Raw genomic sequence first — 20,446 nt, forward strand, 5'->3', positions numbered from 1 at the left:
AGCCGACTAAGGTCTAATCAGGCCGGGACCGCCTGCGCGTTTTGGGCGCGTGAAGCCAACGGCCGCCAAAATCGGCGGCGCTCAATCTCGAACACTCAATTTTCTGAAATTGCTTCAAGCAGGAGGAGAGATCAGATGATCGCCTTCTGAGCCATGGCCGCCGTCAGCATGTCTATCGACAGCGGTTTCCTCAGAATCTTGAGCCCCGGAAGCTCACGAATTTGCTGCAACAGGTTCACTCTCGACTTGCCGGAAATGGCAAGGATGCTCGGAGGTGTTGGCAGGCCCATGAGTTCACGAACGACATCCGTGCCGCATCTGTCGGGAAGGCCGATGTCCACGATCACCCAATCGTCCGACGAAGGAATTCCGCCGGCGAAAAAACTCTCCGCATCTTTGTAAGTTATCGGATGATGATCGAGATCTTCGAGCGCAATCGCCAATGCATCGGCGACTGCTTCATCATCTTCAACAATGTGAACAACCACGAATGTAGATCCTCAAGGCCAGCCCCCAACGCAGACGATCAATCATACATACGCGATATTTTGCTTGCCGGATGTACGCAGAAATACGTTTCGGCATGCCGGTCATTCGGAAATGCATTCCAGCCGTTCACCTGAACCCGGCTTATCCCGAGGCGGAGTGGCCCAAAACAATGCGAACGAGATCCGCCGCATTGCGTGCGCCCAGTTTTTCCATGATCCGCGCCCGGTGCACTTCCACCGTTCTCGGACTGATTCCAAGGGTGCGGCCGGCTTCCTTGTTGGAAGCTCCGTCGGTGATTTCCTTCAGGACTTCCAGCTCACGGCGGGTCAGCAGATCCGCTCCCTGGAAAGAGGCCGTGACGACCTCGTCCTGACGCTGCTTGGTGATGGCGATGCTTTCCTTCACCCGCTCCAGCACGGTTTCAGCGGAAAACGGTTTCTCCACGAAGTCAAAGGCACCGTTGCGGATGGCTTCAACAGCCATCGGAATGTCGCCCTGGCCGGAAATGATGAAGATCGGCGCCGGATAGTGTTCGGCATTCAGCGCCTTGAGAATCTCGATGCCGGAGCGCCCAGGCATGTGGACATCCAGCATGACACAGGCAGGAACAGCCTTGCTTGCAGACTGCACGAAAGTGTCGCCATCCGAGAAGGTTTCGACCACATAGCCTTCCATATTGAAAAGCACCGACAGGGCGTCGCGCACCGCCGGATCATCATCAACGATGTATATGGCCTCCGCGTCAGCTTTCATGTCCATCACTTCCTCAGCTCATTTCTTTCGAACCGTTCGTTTCGGCTCTTTCTGCAACATCTTCTTCGGGCGGGTCTATTGGCAAAGACAACACGAAGGAGGCTCCTCGTCCGTTTGCCCCCTTCTCCAGGCGCAAATCACCACCATGGTTTTGAGCAATCGAACGGGATATCGCCAAGCCCAAACCAACCCCCTTGTGCTTGGCACCCGTAAAGGCCCGGAACAGGTTGTCAACCAGCTCTTCGGGAACGCCCGGGCCGTTGTCCGTAACCCGAAATTCCAGGCGATCTCCATTCCGGCATACGGCCAGCACTACCTTGCGGTCGGCCTGATCGCAGACCGCTTCGCGCGCATTGCGCAGCAGGTTGATGAGAATCTGCCGAATCTGCACCGGGTCGGCCATCAGTGGCGGCAGTCCTCTTGCGATCTCGGCCTTCATGATCGATCTGCCATTGCCGCTGCCGAGTTCCGCCATTTCCAGGCAGCTGGTGACAAAGTCCCGCACTTCGATCGACTGGCGATTGGGCGTTTTCTTTTCCACCAGTTGACGCATGCGCTGGATGATTTCTCCCGCCCGCTCGGCTTCGCGTACCGCCTTGTCGATAACCTCGATGATGAAGGGATCCAGGGATTTGTCGGCACGGGTCTTGCGCGATACGGATTGCAGGTAGAGCAGTACAGCGGTCAGCGGCTGGTTGAGCTCATGCGCAATCGCCGCGCCCATTTCGTCCAGTGCGCTGATCCGGGTCATGTGGAGAAGCTGTGCCTGGGTCTTGGCCAACCGGTCTTCCATCTGTCGGCGCGAGCGCAGGTCGCGCAGGATGCCGATGAATTGTCGTCCGGCCGGTGTCCATGCCTCACCGACAGACAGCTCGATGGGAAAGACCGTGCCGTCCTTGTGACGGGCCTGGACCTCGCGGCCGATACCGATGATCTTCTTATGACCGGTGGTGAGATAGTTGTTCACGTAGTGATCATGCGCGTTGGCATATTCTGCAGGCATGATCCTGTTGACATTGCGCCCCAGAAGGTCGGCGGCTTCATAGCCGAAAAGCCGTTCGCAGGCCTTGTTGAAGGCCAGCACCTGCGCACGATCATTGATCACGACAATGCCGTCGGCCGCGGTATCGAAAACACTGGCAAGACGCGCTTCCGTTACGGCTGCATTGTCATCATCGTGATCTAAAACGTCGTCGCCCACCGTCCCCGCACCCAAATGGAATTCTCGTCCCGTCTAGGTTTAAGGGTTTTCCCGTAGGCCAGCAACCCGTCAGGGCTCTAAATCTCTGGTATCCAAGTGCTAATTCGACGCACTGCTTCCTCCAGGTGATCCTCGCGCCGGGCATAACATAACCTAAGGTGATGTTCACCGCCCTTGCCAAACGCAGTGCCCGGTGCAAGACCCACACCTGTCTGGCGAACAAGGTCCAGCGCAAAGTTGCGCGTGTCCGTGACGCCCTCAATGGAAAAGAAGAGATAGAACGCGCCGTCGGGCGGCAGCACCTTCACGCGGTTAAGGCCCTGCAATCCCTTGAGAACACAGTCACGCCCCTTGCGAGCACGTGCGACCTGCTCCTGCAGGAACGTGCGCCCTTCGGTCAGGGCGGCAACGGCGCCCCACTGCGAAAAGGACGGAACACCCGACGTGGAATACTGGATCAGGTTTTCAAAGACCTGGCCGAGTTCCGGCGGCGCCGAGATCCAGCCAACCCGCCACCCGGTCATTGCCCAGTTCTTGGACATGGAATTCACGAAGATGATGCGGTCGTCTTCTTCGGCGACATCGTAGAAGGAGGGCGAGCGCTCCCCTTCCCCGTAATAGAACAGCGCATAGATTTCGTCCGCGATGATCCAAAGGTCATGCTTTCGCGCGAGATCCAGAAAAGCCTTCAAGAGGTCTTCGCTTGCAACCCATCCGGTCGGGTTGCAGGGCGAGTTCAGGAAGAGCGCGGTCGTGTGCGGCGTGATCGCTGCTTCGACGTCCTCGATGGCCAGCCGCCAGCCGTCATCTTCCTCCCGCATCGGCACACTGACCGAACGCGCCCCGTGAATTTCGATGGCAGCCGATATGTTCGGCCAGGACGGTGTCGGCACGATCACTTCGCGCCCGGCTCCTGCAACCGCCTGCACGGCGAGCTGAATGGACTGCATGCCCGATCCGGTCACATAGAATCGTTCCGGCGAGAAAGGCTTGCCGTAAAGATCCTGATGATAGGTCGCCAGTGCCTCGCGCAGCTGCGGGATGCCGCGCTGGTATGTGTAGAACGTCTCGCCCCGGTCGAGCGACGCTTTTGCGGCTGCGCGGATGAACTCGGGCGTCGGCAGATCGCCTTCGCCTGCCCAGAGCGGGATCAGATCTTTCCGGTCACGTCCGGCATTGAAAACTTCGACGATACCGCTTTCAGGTGCGGTTCTGGCTTCCGGGCTCAATCGCTCGATCAGGCTGGTCACGTGGCAGATCCTTCATTGTCAATTGGCGCCACCTTATCGGGTTTGCTTGCCAATGTTCCATGAAAGGATGTGAAGAAGACTTCACCGAAGGTGATCAATTCACATACCTTGGGAAAGCCTTGAAAGCAGATCAGTCGCAAGGCGAATAGACAGATCGATTTGGCTGTGGTCGGATCGGACAAGGCAGCGTAAGGGGTTGCCGGGAAACAGGTTCGAGCCGGCCCGACAAGAGGCCGACGGACCCCATGCCGCTCGGGAGGACGGTTACCAGATCATGCTGCATGGATGGCTCGTGATACTGGCCGCAACGGCCTACATCCTGTGCTTGTTCGCCATCGCCAGCTTCGGCGACCGGATGCCGCGCCGGTATTCGTCGCGTACGGGCGGCCGCCCCTTCATCTACGCCCTGTCGCTTTCGGTCTATTGTACCTCCTGGACCTTCTACGGCTCAGTCGGCAACGCCAGCCGGACGGGCATCGAATTCCTGACCATCTATATCGGCCCCTTGATTGTTTTCGCGCTCGGTTATCCGCTGCTGCAGCGGATCATCCAGATCTCCAAGACAGAAAGCATCACGTCGATCGCCGATTTCATCGGTGCGCGATACGGCAAGAGCCAGTCGGTCGCAGCACTTGCCACACTGATTGCGGTCATTGGCGTCATTCCCTACATCGCCCTGCAGCTGAAAGCCGTGTCGCTGTCGATCACCACCATGATCGGCCCGCTGATTTCCCCCGGTGACATCTTCACGCCGGTGTTCGATGACGTCACCCTGCTGATCGCCCTCGGCATGGCCATCTTCAGCTGGGCGTTCGGGACAAGACACATTGACGCGACGGAGCACCAGGAAGGGCTGATGCTGGCGATCGCAGCCGAGGCGGTGGTCAAGCTCATTGCCTTTCTCGCGGTCGGCTTCTGGGTCACCTACTCGCTTTTCGACGGCCCGGTCGACCTGATCCGTTCCATCTCGGAAGCGCCTGAAGTCGCGCAGATTTTCGAAAAACCGCTGAACATCGGCAACTGGCTCGTCATGTCGTGCCTGTCGGCCTTTGCGGTGCTCCTGTTGCCGCGCCAGTTCCACGTCACGGTGACGGAGAACAATTCAGACGCCGAGCTGCGCCGCGCGACCTGGATGTTTCCGCTCTATCTGGTGCTGATCAACCTGTTCGTGATCCCGATTGCGGCTGCCGGCCTGCTGCGCTTCGGACAGGACGTCAATCCGGATACCTTCGTTCTGGCCCTGCCCATAGACGCCGGACATCCGTGGCTTGCCCTGTTTGCCTTCATAGGAGGCCTTTCGGCGGCAACGGCCATGGTCATCGTGGCGACGGTTGCGCTGGCCATCATGATTTCCAACGACATCGTTGTGCCGCTCCTGCTGCGCCGGCACAGCGAGGACGACATCGTCAACATCGGCGGCCAGGACATGAGCGACCGGCTGCTGACGATCCGCCGCCTCGCCATCTTCGGCATCCTTCTGCTGGCCTATGCCTACTACAAGGCGGCCGGCAATACCGCGGCGCTCGTTTCCATCGGGCTTCTGTCCTTCGCCGCCATCGCCCAGTTCGCTCCCGCTTTCGTCGGCGCCCTCTTCTGGCGCCGGGCCACGTCTCTGGGGGCCATCGCCGGGCTGAGCGGCGGGTTTGTCTTCTGGGCCTATACGCTGCTGCTACCGACCTTCGCCAAATCCGGCCTGATTTCCGACGGCTTCCTGGAAACCGGCCCGTTCGGCATTAGCGAACTGAACCCGCAAGCCCTGCTCGGGATCACCATGGATCCGTTTATCCATGGCACCCTGTGGAGCCTTTTCGTCAACATTGTCCTGTTTGTTGGCGGCTCCTTCCTGAGAAAGCCTTTGCCTGCGGAAACCCTTCAGGCAAACGTCTTCGTACCGGCCGAGTTCGCGCCCTCCCCCAGCCTGCGTTACTGGCGTACGTCCGTTACCGCCGGAGACTTGCAGGCAACCGTCGCGCGCTATCTCGGCGAAGAGCGGACGGCCCGTTCGTTCCGGCGGTTTGCGAGCGAACGAGGTATCGAACTCGATCCGAAAACTTTGGCGGACGCCAACCTGCTGCGCTTTTCCGAGCAGCTTCTGGCAAGTGCCATTGGCGCGGCCTCGTCGCGCCTTGTGCTGACCTTGATGCTCAAGCGGCACGACCCGTCGACCAAGGGCGCAGTTAAGCTGCTCGACGACGCCTCCATCGCCATTCAGTACAACCGCGACCTGCTGCAGACGGCACTCGATCAGGTGCGCCAGGGCATCGGAGTGTTCGACCGGGATCTGCGTCTCATCTGCTGGAACAGGCAGTTCCGCGACCTGCTGGGACTGCCTGCCGAATATGGTCAGGTCGGCACCACACTGGATGCGATCCTGCGTTTCAACGCGGAACGGGGCGAGCATGGCCCCGGGCCTGTGGAGGCGATCGTCGCCGACCGGATCGAGAAGCTGGTGCTGATCCAGGAAACCTTTCAGGAAAAACTGGAATCAAGCGGAGCGGTGTTCGAAGTCCGCATCAGTCCGATGCCCGACGGCGGCATTGTGACCACCTATACAGACATCACCGAACGGGTTCTGGCGGAAGAAGCGCTCGCCCGCGCCAACGAGACGCTGGAACGCCGGGTCAGGGAACGCACGGAAGAACTCACCCACGTCAACGAGCGCCTGGTGGAGGCCACCCACGCCGCGGAAGAAGCCAATATCGGCAAGACCCGTTTCCTGGCAGCGGCCGGACATGACATCCTGCAGCCTCTGAATGCCGCTCGTCTTTACGCCTCGGTTCTGGTCGACAAGCTTAAGGACGGCGACGACGGCTCGCTGGTCCGCAATGTGGAAATGGCACTGGAATCGGTCGAGGACATTCTCGGCGCCGTCCTCGATATTTCCAGGCTCGACACCGGCGCCCTGAAACCGGAACCAACGGTCTTCCGGCTGGACGAACTGCTGCGCGGAATCGATCTTGATTTCCAGCCTGTCGCCAAGGAAAAGGGGTTGGAACTGCGGATCGTGCCGACGTCCCTTTCGGTGCGGACAGACAGACGCCTTATGCGGCGCCTGCTGCAGAACCTCGTTTCGAACGCCTTGAAATACACTCAGTCAGGCCGGGTCCTTGTGGGGTGCCGCCGACGCGGCAATCGGGTGATCGTGGAAATTCACGACACCGGCATGGGCATCCCGAAAAGCAAGCAGAAGGCGATTTTCCAGGAGTTTCACCGGCTGGATGACGGCATGCGCGTTGCCAAGGGGCTGGGGCTAGGCTTGTCCATTGTCGAGCGCATCAGCCACGTTCTTAACCACCCGGTTGAACTCCGCTCGGAAGCCAACAAGGGCTCGTGCTTCTCGGTCGAACTGCCTCGTTCCGCGGACATGCCCGATCTCGTTCCCATTCCGCAGGCCCCAACCATGGCTGGCCAGCTTGATGGTCTTTGCGTTGTGGCCATCGACAACGAGCCGGACATCCTGAGCGGCATGCGCCACCTGCTGACGAACTGGAACTGCAAGGTGATTGCAGCTGCCGATGACGTGGAGGCGGCAAACGAGCTCAGCAAAGCCGGCCTGACGCCGGACGTCATACTGGCGGACTATCACCTCGACAATGGCACCGGTATCGAGGCGATCTTGAAACTGAGATGGAAATTCGGTCGCCAGATCCCCGCGATCCTGATCACCGCGGACCGGAGCCGCCCTGTGCGCACGGAAGCCGAGGAAAAGGACATCGCCTTCTTCAACAAGCCGTTGAAACCAGCTGCCCTGCGTGCCCATCTGGCCCGCTGCCAGGCAGGCCAGGCGGCGGAATAAGCCGGGTTGGAGCCCGGGAGCCGGACGCTGTCAGCACCAATGCATCAGGACGCTGAGCGGCGCGCTCCAGGGTTCTTCGGCGCGGTGCTCGGCGAACGATCCTGCCAGTCTTCCCTGCGAATCTGGGCGACCCGCATCGGATTGGGATCCGGCTTGCCGAAGTAATAGCCTTGCATGGTGTCGCAGCCGAGCGTGCGCAAAGCATCCACCTGAAACTGGCGCTCCACGCCTTCTGCCGTGACTTCCAGACCAAGGTTATGCGCAAGCGCAATGACTGCAGAGATGATCGCCAGACCGTCGCTGCGTTCGCCGATCTCATCGACGAAGGATTTGTCGATCTTGATCTTGTCGAACTTGTAGTGCCGCAGATACGAAAGAGACGAATAGCCCGTACCAAAGTCGTCCAGCGCGATGCGGATACCAAGGTCACGCAGTTTCTGCAGCTTGATCGATGCTGTGCCGAAGTCGCGCAGGAACACGGATTCGGTGATTTCCAGGACAAGGCGTTCCGGCGGGAACCCCGTTTCCTGCAGCACTGTCAGGATCTGTTCCACCAGATTTGGATCCATGAACTGGACCGGCGACAGGTTGACCGCAACGCTCTCCAGCTCGGGACATTGGGCTGCTGCTGCACAGGCTTTCCTCAGAACCCAACTGCCGAGCGGCAGTATCAGACCGGCGTGTTCGGCAATCGGAATGAACACGTCCGGCGGCACCTCACCACGCTCGGGATGCAGCCAGCGGAGCAGGACCTCGCTGGACACCACCTTGCCGGACCGGGCGTCCACGATCGGCTGAAAATCGACATTGAGCTTGCCGTATTCGAATGCTTCGCGCAGATCCGATTCCAGTTCGCGGCGCTCGCGGACCTCGCGCTCCATGTCCTGCTCGAAGGCGAGCGACCGTCCCCGGCCGCCTTCCTTTGCCTTGTAAAGCGCAATGTCAGCCTTGCGCATCAGATCGTCGACAGTGTCCTTGCTGTCGCACAGACGGGTGAACCCGACGGTGGCACCAATCGCGAAGTCGCGACGGCCAATCCGGAAAGGTTTGCGTGTGACGGCAACCAGTTCCTCGGCAAATGCAAGAGCCGCCTGATCGCTGACGAAACGGCCGAGCGCGGCGAATTCGTCGCCACCGAAACGCGCGAGCATCGTTCTGCCTTCGCCAAGGGCGGTAAACCGGCTTGCGACCTGCCGCAGAAGTTCATCCCCTGCCGGGTGGCCGCTGGTGTCGTTCACGACCTTGAAATTGTCGAGGTCAATGAGGAAGAGAGTCAGTGTGTTCTGGCCATTCTGGTTTTGCTCTTCCAGTTGCGCCTCGGCCTGTTTCAGGAACCAGCTCCGATTGCCGATCCCCGTAAGGGAATCGTGCTCGGCCAGGTGAGAAACAAGGGCGCTTGCCCTGCGGGCTTCGGTGATGTCGGAAGCAACACCGCGGTAACCGGTAAAGGAACCATGGTCGTCGTAGACCGGACGTGCTGCCAGAGACCACCAGCGCTCCTCGCCGTTCACGTCCACCCCGATGACGATTTCGCGGAAGGCCTGCTGACGCTTCATGGCATTTTCCAGCCTGGTCACGGCTGAACGCGCATCGTTCTCGTCCAGGGAATAGGCCAGATCGACCATGCGCATGGTTTCCAGTTCCGCCCGGTCCCGGCCACTGGCATGTAAAAACCGGTCGGAAATGGAATGCAGATTACCGTGGCTATCCGATTTCCAGAGCCAGTCGCTGGACTTTTCCTCGAACTCGTTCAGCAGCAGGGCGATCAGTTCACCGCGTTGTTCCAGCTCGGCTTCAGCAAGGAAATGGGAGGCAAACAGCCAGCCTGCCGAAGCAACGCTGCCGACCACCACCAGCGTGTAGCTGCTCAACAGGAAGACCAGCGGCCACAGCTCCGCGCTGCGTCCGATTGCGAACGATACAAGCGATGCAAGGAAAAGGATCGCAACCCAGCGAAAGGCTGCCTGCGGCACGGTTGCCAGAGTAAAACCGCCACCACACAGCATGCCGGTGGTGACGCAGGAGGCAATCCAGATGCCGTCCGGATCGCCATAGCCGAATGCGGCAATTGGAACGACCGCCCAAAGACCACTGAAAATCGTCGCGTGCAAGACCGCCTTGTTCAGCGATCGCCGCGAGGCAAGATGAATAGGCGATCTGTTCGCTTTCAGCCACTTGTACAGGGTGTAGGCAAGAAAAGCTCCAATGGCCGCAATCCAGACCGCAATGAAACTGAACGGCATGAAGTGCTGAAACGCGAGCGTAATGACGATTACGTTGACGACGTTTGCCAGCACGATAAAGGGTGTCAGGCGCGCGATACTTGCGATCTGCGCTGCACGTACCTTGCGGGCGAGGAGTTCGTCGACCACCGGGTGACCGAACGCGAGCATGAAGGCGCGAACAGGATTGCTTTCCTGCTGTCCGGTCTGCGTGTCCGCGTCAGACTGGAAGTCCACCTTGAGCTGACGACCGGGCAACACGAAGGCCATGCCGATCGTCTTGAAGATCAGTCGCCAATTGAAGCTGGACCGCATTTTCTCTCCGGGTGGCTACTCGCACTCTGCGTGGCAGCGCCCCGCAGCAATGACGGTTACAGCCATTCCCTGAAATTACGGTAAAAACGGTGGTCTGGATTCCGCTATGTTTTTGCAATCCTGACTGGAAAGCTCGACCTCAAGGCCTACAGAAATTGCATCCAGGCAGTTCTCTCTCAGCACGCAAAGCAGAAAACGGTCTCACGCATTGGAGACCGTTTCCAGGTGGAGCCGCCGGAAAGCAACGTGGCGCGTGTGCCTGGCCTCACTGGGCCTGGGCAGCCTCGGCGGTTTCGCCGCCAACCTGCCACTGCCCGGCCTCGATCTTGGACGCTGCAATAACGGCCTGGGTTCTGCTTTCCACGCCAAGCTTTTGCAGGATCGCGGATACATGGGCCTTTACGGTCGCTTCCGAAACGGACAGTTCGTAGGCAATCTGCTTGTTCAGAAGACCTTCGGACAGCATCATCAGAACACGAACCTGCTGGGGGGTAAGCGTTGCAAGGCGCTGGACCAGATCGCCGCTGCCATCGTCGGCGGCAAGGTCGACATCCGGCGGGGTCCACATGTTGCCGGACATGACCTCCGAAATCGCCTCACGGATGACATCGATCCCGTGAGACTTCGGAATGAAGCCGGAAGCTCCGAATTCAACCGCGCGCCGGATGGCCTGCGGATCTTCATTGGCCGAGACCACCACCACAGGAACGCCAGAATATTGGGCCCGCAAGTACATAAGCCCGGAAAAACCGCGCATGCCGGGCATGGACAGATCAAGCAGGATGAGATCGACTTCGCCATCCTGTTCCAGCTTGGCCGTAACGTCCTCCAACGCACCGGCTTCCTCGATCACAGCATCGGGGTATTGTGTTTCGAGCGTTTGACGCAGAGCACCCCGAAACAGGGGATGATCATCCGCGATGATGAACCGATACGATGTCGCCGACACGTTGTTATTCCTCCCTCAACGGTCCGTTTGGCCCGCAGGTTCCGCCAGAGCCATGCGTCGCAGTCATCCTGCACCCGCTCGCTTCTTGATTTTATGGCGAAGCCCCGTTGTTGCGGCCATTGTGAAGTATGTTTGCAACATGGGTTACGCGCAAGTCAAACCATGCTTTTGACCAACACTCCATGTTCACGCGCTGCGCATTCGCTGTTGGCACGGCAAATAGGCTGCCTTTAGGCGCAAGAAAAATAGTTAAGTTAGAACCACCAACAAAAACAACCTAAAGTTTAAATCACGACGCCGCAGTTGATCTTTTCATTTTACCCACTTCCTCAACGTTGCCTGAACTAATTTTCCAGAATCTACATTTCTTGTTGATAATCAATGCAAAGACAGCAACAAATGACCTGTCCAATACACATCACATAATCAAAAATCACTGAGTGCACGAAGCAATTATGACAATTCAGGCAACGCTGTTTTCATTTGTGAACCGTTGGGAATGTGACGAAAACGATCATCTGAACGTCCAGTTCTACTTCAGCCGCTTCGAGGAAGCAGATCGCCAGTTCCGGCTGATGACCGGCTTGAGCGAAACCGTCGTGGGGGCTCGCCGGGTGCGCCACGTGCGCTACCACAAGGAGATGCGTACGGGGGACCTGATCACGGTGCACTCCAGCATCGCCTTCGACGGCCCGCATATGCTCACTGTCATTCACGAAATGCGCGACGCCGCCACGGGAACACTTTCGGCAACAGCTCTCGACGGATATGAGCCGAGCGCCAGCGCCGCGAAGACCTTGCGCCAGCGCTTCCGCGACTTCCAGACGCCAATGATTGCAGAGGCTGGACCAAGGGGGATTTCCGCCGGACCGGCAAATGCACGCGCGACGCTTGCGGCCCTGCAGTCGAAAGGTGCCCAGATCGTCTACCGGGGAACCGTTTTGCCCCGCGATATCGGTCCGGACGGCAAGGCCGACGACAGATTTGCGCTGTCCTGCTGCACGGACGGCGTAGCCCATGTCTGGCAGCGTACGCCGATGACACACGCCTATCTGACGGAAAACGGTTTCGGCCGGGTGGCCGTTGAAATGAAGCTGACCTGGATCACACCGCTGAAGACCGGCGACGCAATGCTGGTGGTTTCCGGCTTTACCGGCGTCAATCCAAAGACCTTCTCGATGCGCCATCACCTGTTTGAAACACGGACGAACCGTCTCGCCGCCGTCCTGGATGTTGTCGCGCTGACGATGGATCTGACCAGGCGTGTTGCCGTGGAACAGCCGGATGAAGCCTATCAGAGCATCAACAAGATGCTGATCGACTGACGTCTCCCGGCCAAGGAACTATGCCGGACACAGCGTGCCCCTGGCAGTGACACGCTGTTTTTTTATCCTGACTTCAGGCGATCAGTTGGCTTCGCCTTCGAAGTCCTTCTGCAGATCGCGAACCATGCCAAAGAAACGACGCATGGCGCTTTCTGTGAAAGTCAGAACCTTTTCCAGTTCCTCATCTTCCTCGGTTGTCGATGGGCTGCGTCCACCCTGACTGGAGCCGGGTGCTTTTGGGCGATCAAGTGCGGAACCGGGTGGCAATTGCTTGTCGGACTTTACGCCATTGCCTTCCAGCTCCTCCACACGGGCTGTCAAGCGATCCACTTCACCGGCCAGCTCGTTGATTTCAGCAAGATAGGCATCTTCTGCCAGCGGCACCGGATTGCAGCGCCAAGCGTCGCTCTGCTCCTTGCAAATGGAGACGGTCCCGTTCTGCCGGTCCACCCTGAGGATATCCTCATCCACCCTGACCAGGGAAAAGCGGTCCGCTTGTCCCTTTGTCACTGCGTCTGCGGTTTCAGGGGAGACGCTGTCCTGGGCGACAGCTGCCGGGGCCAGAAGAACGGCCAAGGCCAGCCCGCGGACCACGGGAGCCAGATATTTGTTGCGGATCGTCATATTGCCTCTCCGGTTGCCGGCCTCGCGCTTTCGCACCCCAGGCATTTCAGTTGAAACAGGGGCACAAGCGTCTGGCCGTTTGTATCTTGCCATGGGTGCCATATTTCCATGGCCAAAGCACGACTTAAGGGCGGGTTTTCAAAAGCGAGTTGTCGAACACCGAATTACCCTTCTTCGCCTGGCAACATTGCCTGAAGCGTTTCCAGCCTGTCGGCCTCTGCCGCCGGCTTGTCCCAACGCAGCCTGGAAATGCGAGGAAAACGCATGGCAACGCCGGACTTGTGCCGGCTGGACCGGTTGAGCCCTTCAAAGGCGACCTCCAGCACAAGCCCCTTTTCAGCGCTATGAACGACTTCCCTCACCGGTCCGAACCGGTTGATGGTGTTGTTGCGCACATAGCGGTCGATTTCACGCAATTCCTCATCGGTAAAGCCGAAATATGCCTTGCCGACCGGAACCAGCTCGGCTCCCGCGTCCCCGTCACGCCAGACACCGAAGGTATAGTCGGAATAAAAGGATGAGCGTTTGCCGTGGCCGCGCTGCGCATACATCAGCACGGCATCGATCAGGTAGGGTTCTCGTTTCCACTTGAACCACAATCCCTTCGGCCGGCCGGTGACATAGGGCGCATCCCACCGCTTCAGCATCAAGCCTTCAACGGCATCGGCGTCGGCAGGAGGCAGATGGGCATGGGGATCGGCGCGCGCGGAGGTGATTTCCTCCCATCCGGTTACCTTCACCATGGGCGACAGATCGATGCTTCCCTCCGGCAATCCGGTGATAAAGGTTTCAAGCGCCTTGCGCCGTTCTGCAAACGGCAGCTCCCTCAAATCGGTTCCGCCGACACTGAGCAGGTCGTAGGCACGGATCGCTGCCGGGAATTCGCGGATCAGCTTTGGCCCGGCGGTCTTGCGGTTGAGGCGTTTTTGCAGATCTGCAAAAGGACGCACCTGACCGTCCGACACGACAAGCAATTCGCCATCAATGCAGGCATCGAATGTCAGCAAATCGAGAATATCGGGAAAGGCCCTGGATATGTCTTCACCGGTCCGGCTGAACAGGCGGCGTACGCGGTCGCCACGCTCTGTCAGACCGGCTGCCGCCTGAACGCGAATGCCGTCCCATTTCCACTCGACCGCAAAGTCTTCCGCGTTCAGCAGCTCCGTGTCCCTGTCCTCGTCCAGGGGGTGCGCCAGCATCACCGGCCGGAAAGGCGCAGGATCGGACGTTTGCGGTTGTCCGCTCAGTCCTTCCGCCCAGGCGAACAGTGCTTCATAGGGTGGCTCCAGCCCGTGCCAGACCTCCTCTACGGAAGCAACGTCCAGTCCACCGAGCTTTGCCACGGCCGTTTTCGCAAGGCGCGCAGATACCCCAACGCGCAAACCTCCCGTCACCAGTTTCAAAAGGGCCCATCTGCCGGTCTCATCCAGCGTGTCCAGCCAGTCGGTCAGCAAACCGGGCACTTCGCTCTTTCCGGCCCCTTCCAGCCGCTTGACCACTTCGGACAGGCTGGGAGCAGCTTCTTTCGGGGCAACCTCTCCGTTTGCAGCCTGCGGCCACATCAGCGCAATGGTCTCGGACAGGTCACCAACAAAATCATAGGAAAGCGCGAACAGCTCCGGGTCCGTCCGCTCGCCGATCAAAGCCCTGAGCAGGGCCGGTTTGGCGTGTTTGAAACTCAACCCACCTGTCAGTGCGGCCAGGGCAAAGCCCCGGTCCGGATCCGCGACCTCCTGGAAATAACGGATCAGGAGCGCTTCCTTGGCGAGGCGCCTGGGTTCCAGCGAAAGCCGGTCGAGCAGATGGGAAAAAGCCAGCATAAGCGCTATACGAACCGCGAAAGCGCCCGGACTGCAAGCTCTTACGTCATAGACAAAAAAAATCAGCTTACCATCTCAAGGCGGGCTGAAAGCTAACACCGGCTCTAGGCCGAGTTCAATTTAGCAACGGCATAAGATAATTGGTCAATGCCTCACAAGATGACCGGTTAAGAGAAACAATAACGCGCTTGTGTCATCTCTCGGCACCTGGCGCACTGAGTAGAAACGCTGCTGTTTTTGCCAGTGCACCACTTTCACGCCTGAAAAATGCGGGATGGACGGCAAGGAAAAATGCCTGTATAAGCCGCGGCCATCCATGGGCCGATAACTGGATGGCCCTATCCGGTAGACTGCTGACTGGCATGCAGAAGATCCGGAGCAGTTGAAAGATTTCTATGACCGATTTGACTTCTCTCGCCCCGGCGCTGAAGGCCGCGCTGGCGAAACGTGGCTATGAAAACCTCACCTCCGTGCAGGAAAGCGTTCTAAGCGACGCTCCGCCGGAAGCCGACCTTCTGGTGTCTGCGCAGACCGGGTCCGGCAAGACCGTTGCCTTTGGCCTCGCACTTGCCCCGACGCTGCTTGACGGCCAGGACAGTCTCGGCCAGGCAGGCGCTCCCATTGCGCTGGCCATTGCCCCGACCCGCGAACTTGCCCTTCAGGTGAAGGAAGAACTGACCTGGCTTTATAATGAAGCCGGCGCCGTAACCGCCTCTTGTGTCGGCGGCATGGATCCGCGCACCGAACGGCGGACGCTGGAACGCGGTGTTCATATTGTCGTGGGAACGCCTGGCCGCCTGCGCGATCATATCGAACGTGGCGCACTGGACCTGTCGGAAATCAAGGCTGTCGTGCTCGACGAAGCCGACGAGATGCTCGACATGGGCTTCCGCGAAGATCTGGAATTCATTCTGGATACCGCGCCGCAGGACCGGCGCACGCTGATGTTCTCAGCAACGGTTCCAAAGCCGATTGCAGAACTCGCCAAGCGCTTCCAGAAAGATGCCGTTCGCCTGTCGACCATCAACGCTCGCGAACAGCACGGCGATATTGACTACGTCGCGCATCCGGTTGCCCCGAACGAGCGCGAAAACGCCATCATCAACGTGCTGCGCCAGCATGAAGCGGAAAAGGCAATCGTCTTCTGCTCGACGCGTGAAGCTGTCAGCCGGCTGACATCGCGCCTTGCGAACCGCGGTTTCTCCATCGTGTCCCTTTCCGGAGAACTCAGCCAGGAGCAGCGCTCCAGCGCACTGGCCGCGATGAAGGACGGCCGCGCCCGTGTGTGTGTGGCAACCGACGTTGCCGCACGCGGTATCGACCTGCCGAACCTCGATCTGGTGATCCACGCCGACCTGCCGACAGGCAAGGCCGCCCTGCTGCACCGCTCCGGCCGGACGGGCCGTGCCGGCCGCAAGGGCACCTGTGTGCTCATGGTTCCCTTCCCGCGCCGCCGCCAGGCAGAGCGCGTGCTGCATTTTGCCGGCATCACGGCGACCTGGAAGGGTGCTCCAACCGCCGACGACATTCGTGCCAAGGACAAGGAACGGCTTCTGGCCGATCCCGCACTCAAGGTGGAACTGGAAGAAGAAGAACTGGCGATCGCGAACGAGCTGCTTGCGCTTCACAGCCCGGAACAGCTTGCTGCCGCCTTCGTCAAGCTGCGTCAGTCGCGTCTGCCCGCTCCGGAAGAAGTTTCCGATCTCGATGAGACCTCGCTCCGAGGCAGGGATGCCGGTTCGCGCGGTGGCCGCAATGCGGAAATCACCGGCAAGTTCGAAGACGGCATTTGGTTCTCGCTGTCGCTTGGCCACCGCCAGCGCGCAGAACCGCGCTGGATCCTTCCGATGATCTGCCGTGCCGGTCACGTCACCAAGAAGGAAGTCGGCGCGATCAAGATCTTCCAGAACGAGCTGTACTTCGAAATCGCCGGCAGTCATGGCCAGCGCTTCGCCGATGTGGTCAAGCGCGAAGGTACTGGCGAGGAAAATGCCACCATCACACTGCTTGATGCACGTGGCGGCAAGATCCCTGCCCCGCCGAAGGAAGACGGCTTCCGCCGTGATCGGTCCGACCGTTCCGGCCCGCCCAAGCGCCGTCCGCGTGGTGCAGATGCACCGGATTATGAAAGCCTCGGTGCCGAAGACAGCATGAAATCCGGCCGGCCGAAGCGCGAGGGCAGAGGCAAGTTCGACGGTCCCAAAGGCAAATTCGACGGGCCGCGCGGCAAGTTTGACGGACCTCGTGGCAAATCCCGCCGCCGGTCCGGTGACGACGATTTCGTGCCGCACCACCCTGCCTACGAGCCTCTGAACACCAAGGAACTGGCGCGCGACCTCGACGGCGGCGACCGCGCTCCCAAGCGCAAGGAACGTGCCGCGGATGGCCCGGACGGCGACCGTCGTAAGCCGCGGACCCGGTCGGCTGCCAACTCCGCGCCGCCCAAGAAAAAGGCCGCAAAGAAAAACAAGCCGTCGCGCGCCGAGCGCAAGGCCTCGAAAACAAAGCCCTGACAGAAAGCCGGTGACCCGTGTCACCGGCAAAGACGATGAACCAGACTTGCCTCGCCTGTCGTCATCCCGGCCAAGCGTAGCGCGAGCCGGGACCGGGGAGGCGCAAGCCTTTCTGTTTTCAGGTTTTTCTTAAAATCATCGGTACCCCGATCCCGGATCCTCGCTTCGCTGCGTCCGGGATGACAAACAGAAGGGCCTGTGAACAACAACAGCCGGTGACCAGCGTCACCGGCTTTTTTCATTTGAACCGGTCTAGGTCTGTCCCGTCTTGCAGGTATCCGGCGCAGGCACGGATGAACCAGCATCGGGCTGGACGATGACAGTGTCCCTGTGCTCGTCATCGGCCAGAAAGCTGTTCTGCAGGAAGCTTCGCGACGAGGGCGAGGCATTCTTGTTGCCTTCTATCACTGTTCCCTCTATCGGCCGGTTCAGCATTTTTGCCCGGAACGGACTGCCGAGATAAAGGTATTCGAAGTCTCCCACAAACAGATTGTCCCGGACCGTGTTGCCGTCGTCCTCGATCCGGATGCCCGTGACAAGGTTCTCGAAGCAGTTGTCCTGATACGTGTTGTCTTCGGCGAAATCCTCGTAAAGGCGCAGCTCCATCGGAAACGGCCATCTGGGAGCAAGCGCGTTCTTGTCGACAAAACCGGCGATGAGTTCCGGGTTGAAGTGATACCCCAGAAAAGTGTCGGACTTCCCCCATGGGCGGTCACCCATCATCGGGGCCAGTGAAACCGGACTGTCGTAAGGGCTCTTGTCGCCGCAGTCCCACATCACCAGATCGCGCGCCTGGCGCGAGGCAACCCAGATGCCGATGTCCATGTTCCGAAAGACATTGCCGCGGATGACGTTGCCGTCCGATCCTTGCAGGCGCGGTCGGCTTTCCGGGTTGGTGGTGTGGAACTCCCAACAGTTCTTGTAGTGAAAGATGCCGCCGAAAGCGTTGCTGTCGAAGATGTTGTTTTCGATCAGGTTATACGCGGATCCATCCACGGACAGGCCTTCTCGGCGGGTCGGGCCGATGCGCCGGATACCCTTGTTGGTGAAGAGGCCATTGTTGCGGATCAGATTGCCGGAAACGACGTTCTTCTGCGACCCATGCTCCAGATAGATGCCAACATGATGACCATCGGCAACGATGGAATTACGGATCGTCGCGCCGACGACGTAGTGATCGACAAAGACGCCTGTCATGTAGGACTTGGTGATGGTCAGATGGTCGAGCACAACCCCTTGGGACGAATTTGCCCGCGCCTCGTCCCGCGCCGCCGCATCATCCGACGGCGTTTGACCTTCAATCAGGATGCCGCCGGTATCGTCGAGGCGACAATCGCGAATGGTGATGTTTTTCAGGCCTGGCCGAATGGTAATGCCGCGCCGGTGCATGCCCGTGATAGTGCCACCGCGGCAATCCAGCAGGATGTTGTCGGCAGAGATGACGACCGGTTCCGTATAACGGCAATCGGTCTCCAGTAACACCTTGCCAGGCGTCATCTCCGGAAGTGTGCAGGCTCGCAAGGTTTCCGGTGCTGGCGTCAATGCCCCATAGATAGCCCGCGTTTCGCCCGCTGCGGTTCCCGACAGAACCGAAAGCAGGCAAAGGATCGGCAGCAGGGCAAGGCACCCTGCCCTCCGGCCTGTCGTTCTATTCATTGACGATGCAGGCAATAACCCAATCCGGTCCGTCCTGGATAAGCTGATAATGGCAGGTGAACTCGAACACGGCTTCGCCGTCCGCCGTTTCCTGGCTCCAATCGAGGGTCACCAGTGCGACCGAGCCGCTCACGTGGCTGGATACGACGTGAAAGTCCGAATGGGACACGCCTTCCTTCTCCAAGGCCTGAAGGAGCGCTTCGATGTTCTCGATCAACTCTTCGTCGTCGTTGAAGACATGCCCCTTCTCGTGCTGCCAGATGATGGTCGGCAGGGCGAAGCAGTCGCAGATCCTGTCGATGTCATAATCGTTGAAGCCGGCCTGATAGTCGTCAAAGAGCTGTGCAATCGCCTCTTCGGCTTCGCCGTTGGCACCAGCCCCGGCGCCGTTTGTCTGGCCGTTGCCGGCACCTGCAAATTCACCGTCGTCCGCCATGACTGCCTCTCCCCCAAAAGGAAATAAATGCCGCAATTTCGCGTGGACCGGATCAGCCTTGTGCGGCCCGCGCAACGTCGGCGTCCTCGCCGTCGTCATAGCCTATCATATTGAGCGGGCGGGCGTTTCGTCCATTCAATTCGCACCAGTGGACAAGTGCCTCCTCCGCGCCATGGGTCACCCAGATCTGCTCGGCACCCGTTTCCAGAATGGTGCGGCAAAGGTCGTCCCAGTCGGCATGGTCGGACAGGATCAGAGGCAACTCTGCCCCTCTTTGACGCGCCCGCGCCCGAACACGCATCCACCCCGAGGCCATTGCCGCGACCGGGTCGCCGAACCGGCGGGACCAACGGTCCGAGAGCTGGCCGGGCGGACACATGACGATTTCACCGGCAAGCTCCTTGCCGCGCTGGCCGACAGGTTCGACATCGCCAAGTTCGATCCCCTGGCTTCGGTAATAGGCCGTCAGCTTCTCCAATGCGCCGTGAAGGTAGACCGTCTTTTGGTAACCGGCCGCCCGCAATTCTGCGAGAACACGTTGCGCCTTGCCGAGCGCATAGGCACCGACCAGATGGGTCTGCTCCGGAAACAGCTCCAGCGACGACAGCAGCTTGGCGATCTCCTCTCGCGCCAGGGGATGACGAAACACCGGCAGACCGAAGGTCGCCTCGGTAACGAAGGTATCGCAGGGTACCACTTCGAAAGGCGCGCAGGTCGGGTCTGCCTGCCGTTTGTAGTCTCCCGATACGACGGTTCGCCGCCCGGCAGATGACAGCAGAACCTGTGCAGAGCCAAGTACATGACCTGCCGGGTGCAGCGAGATCTCGACATCCCGAAGCTTCAACGTCTCGCCATATCCGATCGCCTGCACCGATCCGCAGAAGTTCTCGCCATAGCGGATTGCCATGATGTCGAGGGTCTGGCCCGTTGCCAAAACCGCGCCATGGCCCGAACGTGCATGATCTGCGTGGCCATGCGTGATGACCGCCCTTTCGACCGGGCGGACGGGATCGATATGGACACCTGCTTCAGGACAATAGAGGCCTTCGGGTGTCAGCGTCAGTAGATCGGACATCCGTCGCTAGATAGGTCTGATT

14 protein-coding genes are annotated in these 20,446 nt (G+C 59.6%); 3 read left to right on the forward strand and 11 right to left on the reverse strand.

All coding sequences use genetic code 11. The annotated features are described in order from the left end of the window. Positions 1–131: 131 nt before the first annotated feature. The 4 genes from ACYQ6M_RS18110 to ACYQ6M_RS18125 form a co-directional block, all read right to left on the reverse strand. Complete coding sequence (locus tag ACYQ6M_RS18110; protein WP_055658168.1) at positions 132–488, reverse strand: response regulator; 357 nt, start codon at positions 486–488, stop codon at positions 132–134. 142 nt (positions 489–630) lie between these two features. Further along, on the reverse strand, positions 631–1,248 hold the full coding sequence (locus ACYQ6M_RS18115; protein WP_023001753.1) for a response regulator transcription factor: 618 nt from the start codon (positions 1,246–1,248) through the stop codon (positions 631–633). Positions 1,249–1,255: 7 nt separating this feature from the next. After that, entirely contained in the window at positions 1,256–2,443 is a 1,188-nt protein-coding gene (locus ACYQ6M_RS18120; RefSeq protein ID WP_023001754.1) for a two-component system sensor histidine kinase NtrB, read from the reverse strand. Positions 2,444–2,520: 77 nt separating this feature from the next. After that, complete coding sequence (locus tag ACYQ6M_RS18125; RefSeq protein ID WP_460074832.1) at positions 2,521–3,693, reverse strand: pyridoxal phosphate-dependent aminotransferase; 1,173 nt, start codon at positions 3,691–3,693, stop codon at positions 2,521–2,523. A 274-nt stretch (positions 3,694–3,967) separates the two neighbouring features. Between ACYQ6M_RS18125 and ACYQ6M_RS18130 the strand changes: the two genes are divergently transcribed. After that, on the forward strand, positions 3,968–7,489 hold the full coding sequence (locus ACYQ6M_RS18130; RefSeq protein ID WP_031269641.1) for a PAS domain-containing hybrid sensor histidine kinase/response regulator: 3,522 nt from the start codon (positions 3,968–3,970) through the stop codon (positions 7,487–7,489). 44 nt (positions 7,490–7,533) lie between these two features. On the opposite strand, the gene ACYQ6M_RS18135 is transcribed toward ACYQ6M_RS18130, so the two are convergent. Further along, positions 7,534–10,026 (reverse strand): putative bifunctional diguanylate cyclase/phosphodiesterase, encoded by a 2,493-nt coding sequence (locus ACYQ6M_RS18135; RefSeq protein ID WP_460074834.1) that lies wholly within the window; start codon positions 10,024–10,026, stop codon positions 7,534–7,536. A gap of 265 nt (positions 10,027–10,291) precedes the next feature. Then, positions 10,292–10,975 (reverse strand): response regulator transcription factor, encoded by a 684-nt coding sequence (locus ACYQ6M_RS18140; protein ID WP_023001759.1) that lies wholly within the window; start codon positions 10,973–10,975, stop codon positions 10,292–10,294. A gap of 455 nt (positions 10,976–11,430) precedes the next feature. Between ACYQ6M_RS18140 and ACYQ6M_RS18145 the strand changes: the two genes are divergently transcribed. Then, positions 11,431–12,300, forward strand: coding sequence for a thioesterase family protein (locus tag ACYQ6M_RS18145; RefSeq protein WP_023001760.1), 870 nt, complete (start codon positions 11,431–11,433; stop codon positions 12,298–12,300). 81 nt (positions 12,301–12,381) lie between these two features. Here ACYQ6M_RS18145 and ACYQ6M_RS18150 read toward each other — a convergent pair whose 3' ends face one another. Together ACYQ6M_RS18150 and ACYQ6M_RS18155 are read right to left on the reverse strand one after the other, a co-directional pair. Beyond that, entirely contained in the window at positions 12,382–12,924 is a 543-nt protein-coding gene (locus ACYQ6M_RS18150) for a hypothetical protein (RefSeq protein WP_460074836.1), read from the reverse strand. 164 nt (positions 12,925–13,088) lie between these two features. After that, positions 13,089–14,744, reverse strand: a complete 1,656-nt coding sequence (locus ACYQ6M_RS18155; RefSeq protein ID WP_460074838.1) for a cisplatin damage response ATP-dependent DNA ligase — start codon at positions 14,742–14,744, stop codon at positions 13,089–13,091. Between the two features lie 395 nt (positions 14,745–15,139). Here ACYQ6M_RS18155 and ACYQ6M_RS18160 point away from each other — a divergent pair, with 395 nt between their 5' ends. After that, positions 15,140–17,257 carry a DEAD/DEAH box helicase gene (locus tag ACYQ6M_RS18160; protein WP_075281402.1) on the forward strand — a complete coding sequence of 706 codons (2,118 nt, stop codon included), beginning with the start codon at positions 15,140–15,142 and terminating at the stop codon, positions 17,255–17,257. Positions 17,258–17,509: 252 nt separating this feature from the next. Here ACYQ6M_RS18160 and ACYQ6M_RS18165 read toward each other — a convergent pair whose 3' ends face one another. Genes ACYQ6M_RS18165 through ACYQ6M_RS18175 form a run of 3 tightly spaced genes read right to left on the reverse strand, consistent with a single transcriptional unit; the run spans position 17,510 to position 20,424 of the window. Continuing rightward, the gene (locus ACYQ6M_RS18165) at positions 17,510–18,913 is read right to left on the reverse strand and encodes a right-handed parallel beta-helix repeat-containing protein (protein WP_460074840.1); all 1,404 of its coding nucleotides are present in this window, start codon (positions 18,911–18,913) and stop codon (positions 17,510–17,512) included. Next, complete coding sequence (locus tag ACYQ6M_RS18170) at positions 18,906–19,349, reverse strand: DUF4440 domain-containing protein (protein ID WP_209168524.1); 444 nt, start codon at positions 19,347–19,349, stop codon at positions 18,906–18,908. Before ACYQ6M_RS18170 ends, ACYQ6M_RS18165 begins: the two co-directional genes overlap by 8 nt. 52 nt (positions 19,350–19,401) lie before the next feature. Continuing rightward, positions 19,402–20,424 (reverse strand): ligase-associated DNA damage response exonuclease, encoded by a 1,023-nt coding sequence (locus ACYQ6M_RS18175; protein ID WP_460074842.1) that lies wholly within the window; start codon positions 20,422–20,424, stop codon positions 19,402–19,404. Positions 20,425–20,446 lie beyond the last annotated feature (22 nt).

It is taken from the genome of Roseibium sp. ROS1 (assembly GCF_054658215.1).

What these genes read in the sequence shown, in the direction of transcription:
- ACYQ6M_RS18170 (WP_209168524.1), bottom strand. Translation starts at nt 19,349, where the DNA reads ATGGCGGACGACGGTGAATTTGCAGGTGCCGGCAACGGCCAGACAAAC.
- ACYQ6M_RS18165 (WP_460074840.1), bottom strand. Translation starts at nt 18,913, where the DNA reads ATGAATAGAACGACAGGCCGGAGGGCAGGGTGCCTTGCCCTGCTGCCG.
- ACYQ6M_RS18145 (WP_023001760.1), top strand. Translation starts at nt 11,431, where the DNA reads ATGACAATTCAGGCAACGCTGTTTTCATTTGTGAACCGTTGGGAATGT.
- ACYQ6M_RS18135 (WP_460074834.1), bottom strand. Translation starts at nt 10,026, where the DNA reads ATGCGGTCCAGCTTCAATTGGCGACTGATCTTCAAGACGATCGGCATG.
- ACYQ6M_RS18150 (WP_460074836.1), bottom strand. Translation starts at nt 12,924, where the DNA reads ATGACGATCCGCAACAAATATCTGGCTCCCGTGGTCCGCGGGCTGGCC.
- ACYQ6M_RS18115 (WP_023001753.1), bottom strand. Translation starts at nt 1,248, where the DNA reads ATGGACATGAAAGCTGACGCGGAGGCCATATACATCGTTGATGATGAT.
- ACYQ6M_RS18175 (WP_460074842.1), bottom strand. Translation starts at nt 20,424, where the DNA reads ATGTCCGATCTACTGACGCTGACACCCGAAGGCCTCTATTGTCCTGAA.
- ACYQ6M_RS18160 (WP_075281402.1), top strand. Translation starts at nt 15,140, where the DNA reads ATGACCGATTTGACTTCTCTCGCCCCGGCGCTGAAGGCCGCGCTGGCG.
- ACYQ6M_RS18130 (WP_031269641.1), top strand. Translation starts at nt 3,968, where the DNA reads ATGCTGCATGGATGGCTCGTGATACTGGCCGCAACGGCCTACATCCTG.
- ACYQ6M_RS18155 (WP_460074838.1), bottom strand. Translation starts at nt 14,744, where the DNA reads ATGCTGGCTTTTTCCCATCTGCTCGACCGGCTTTCGCTGGAACCCAGG.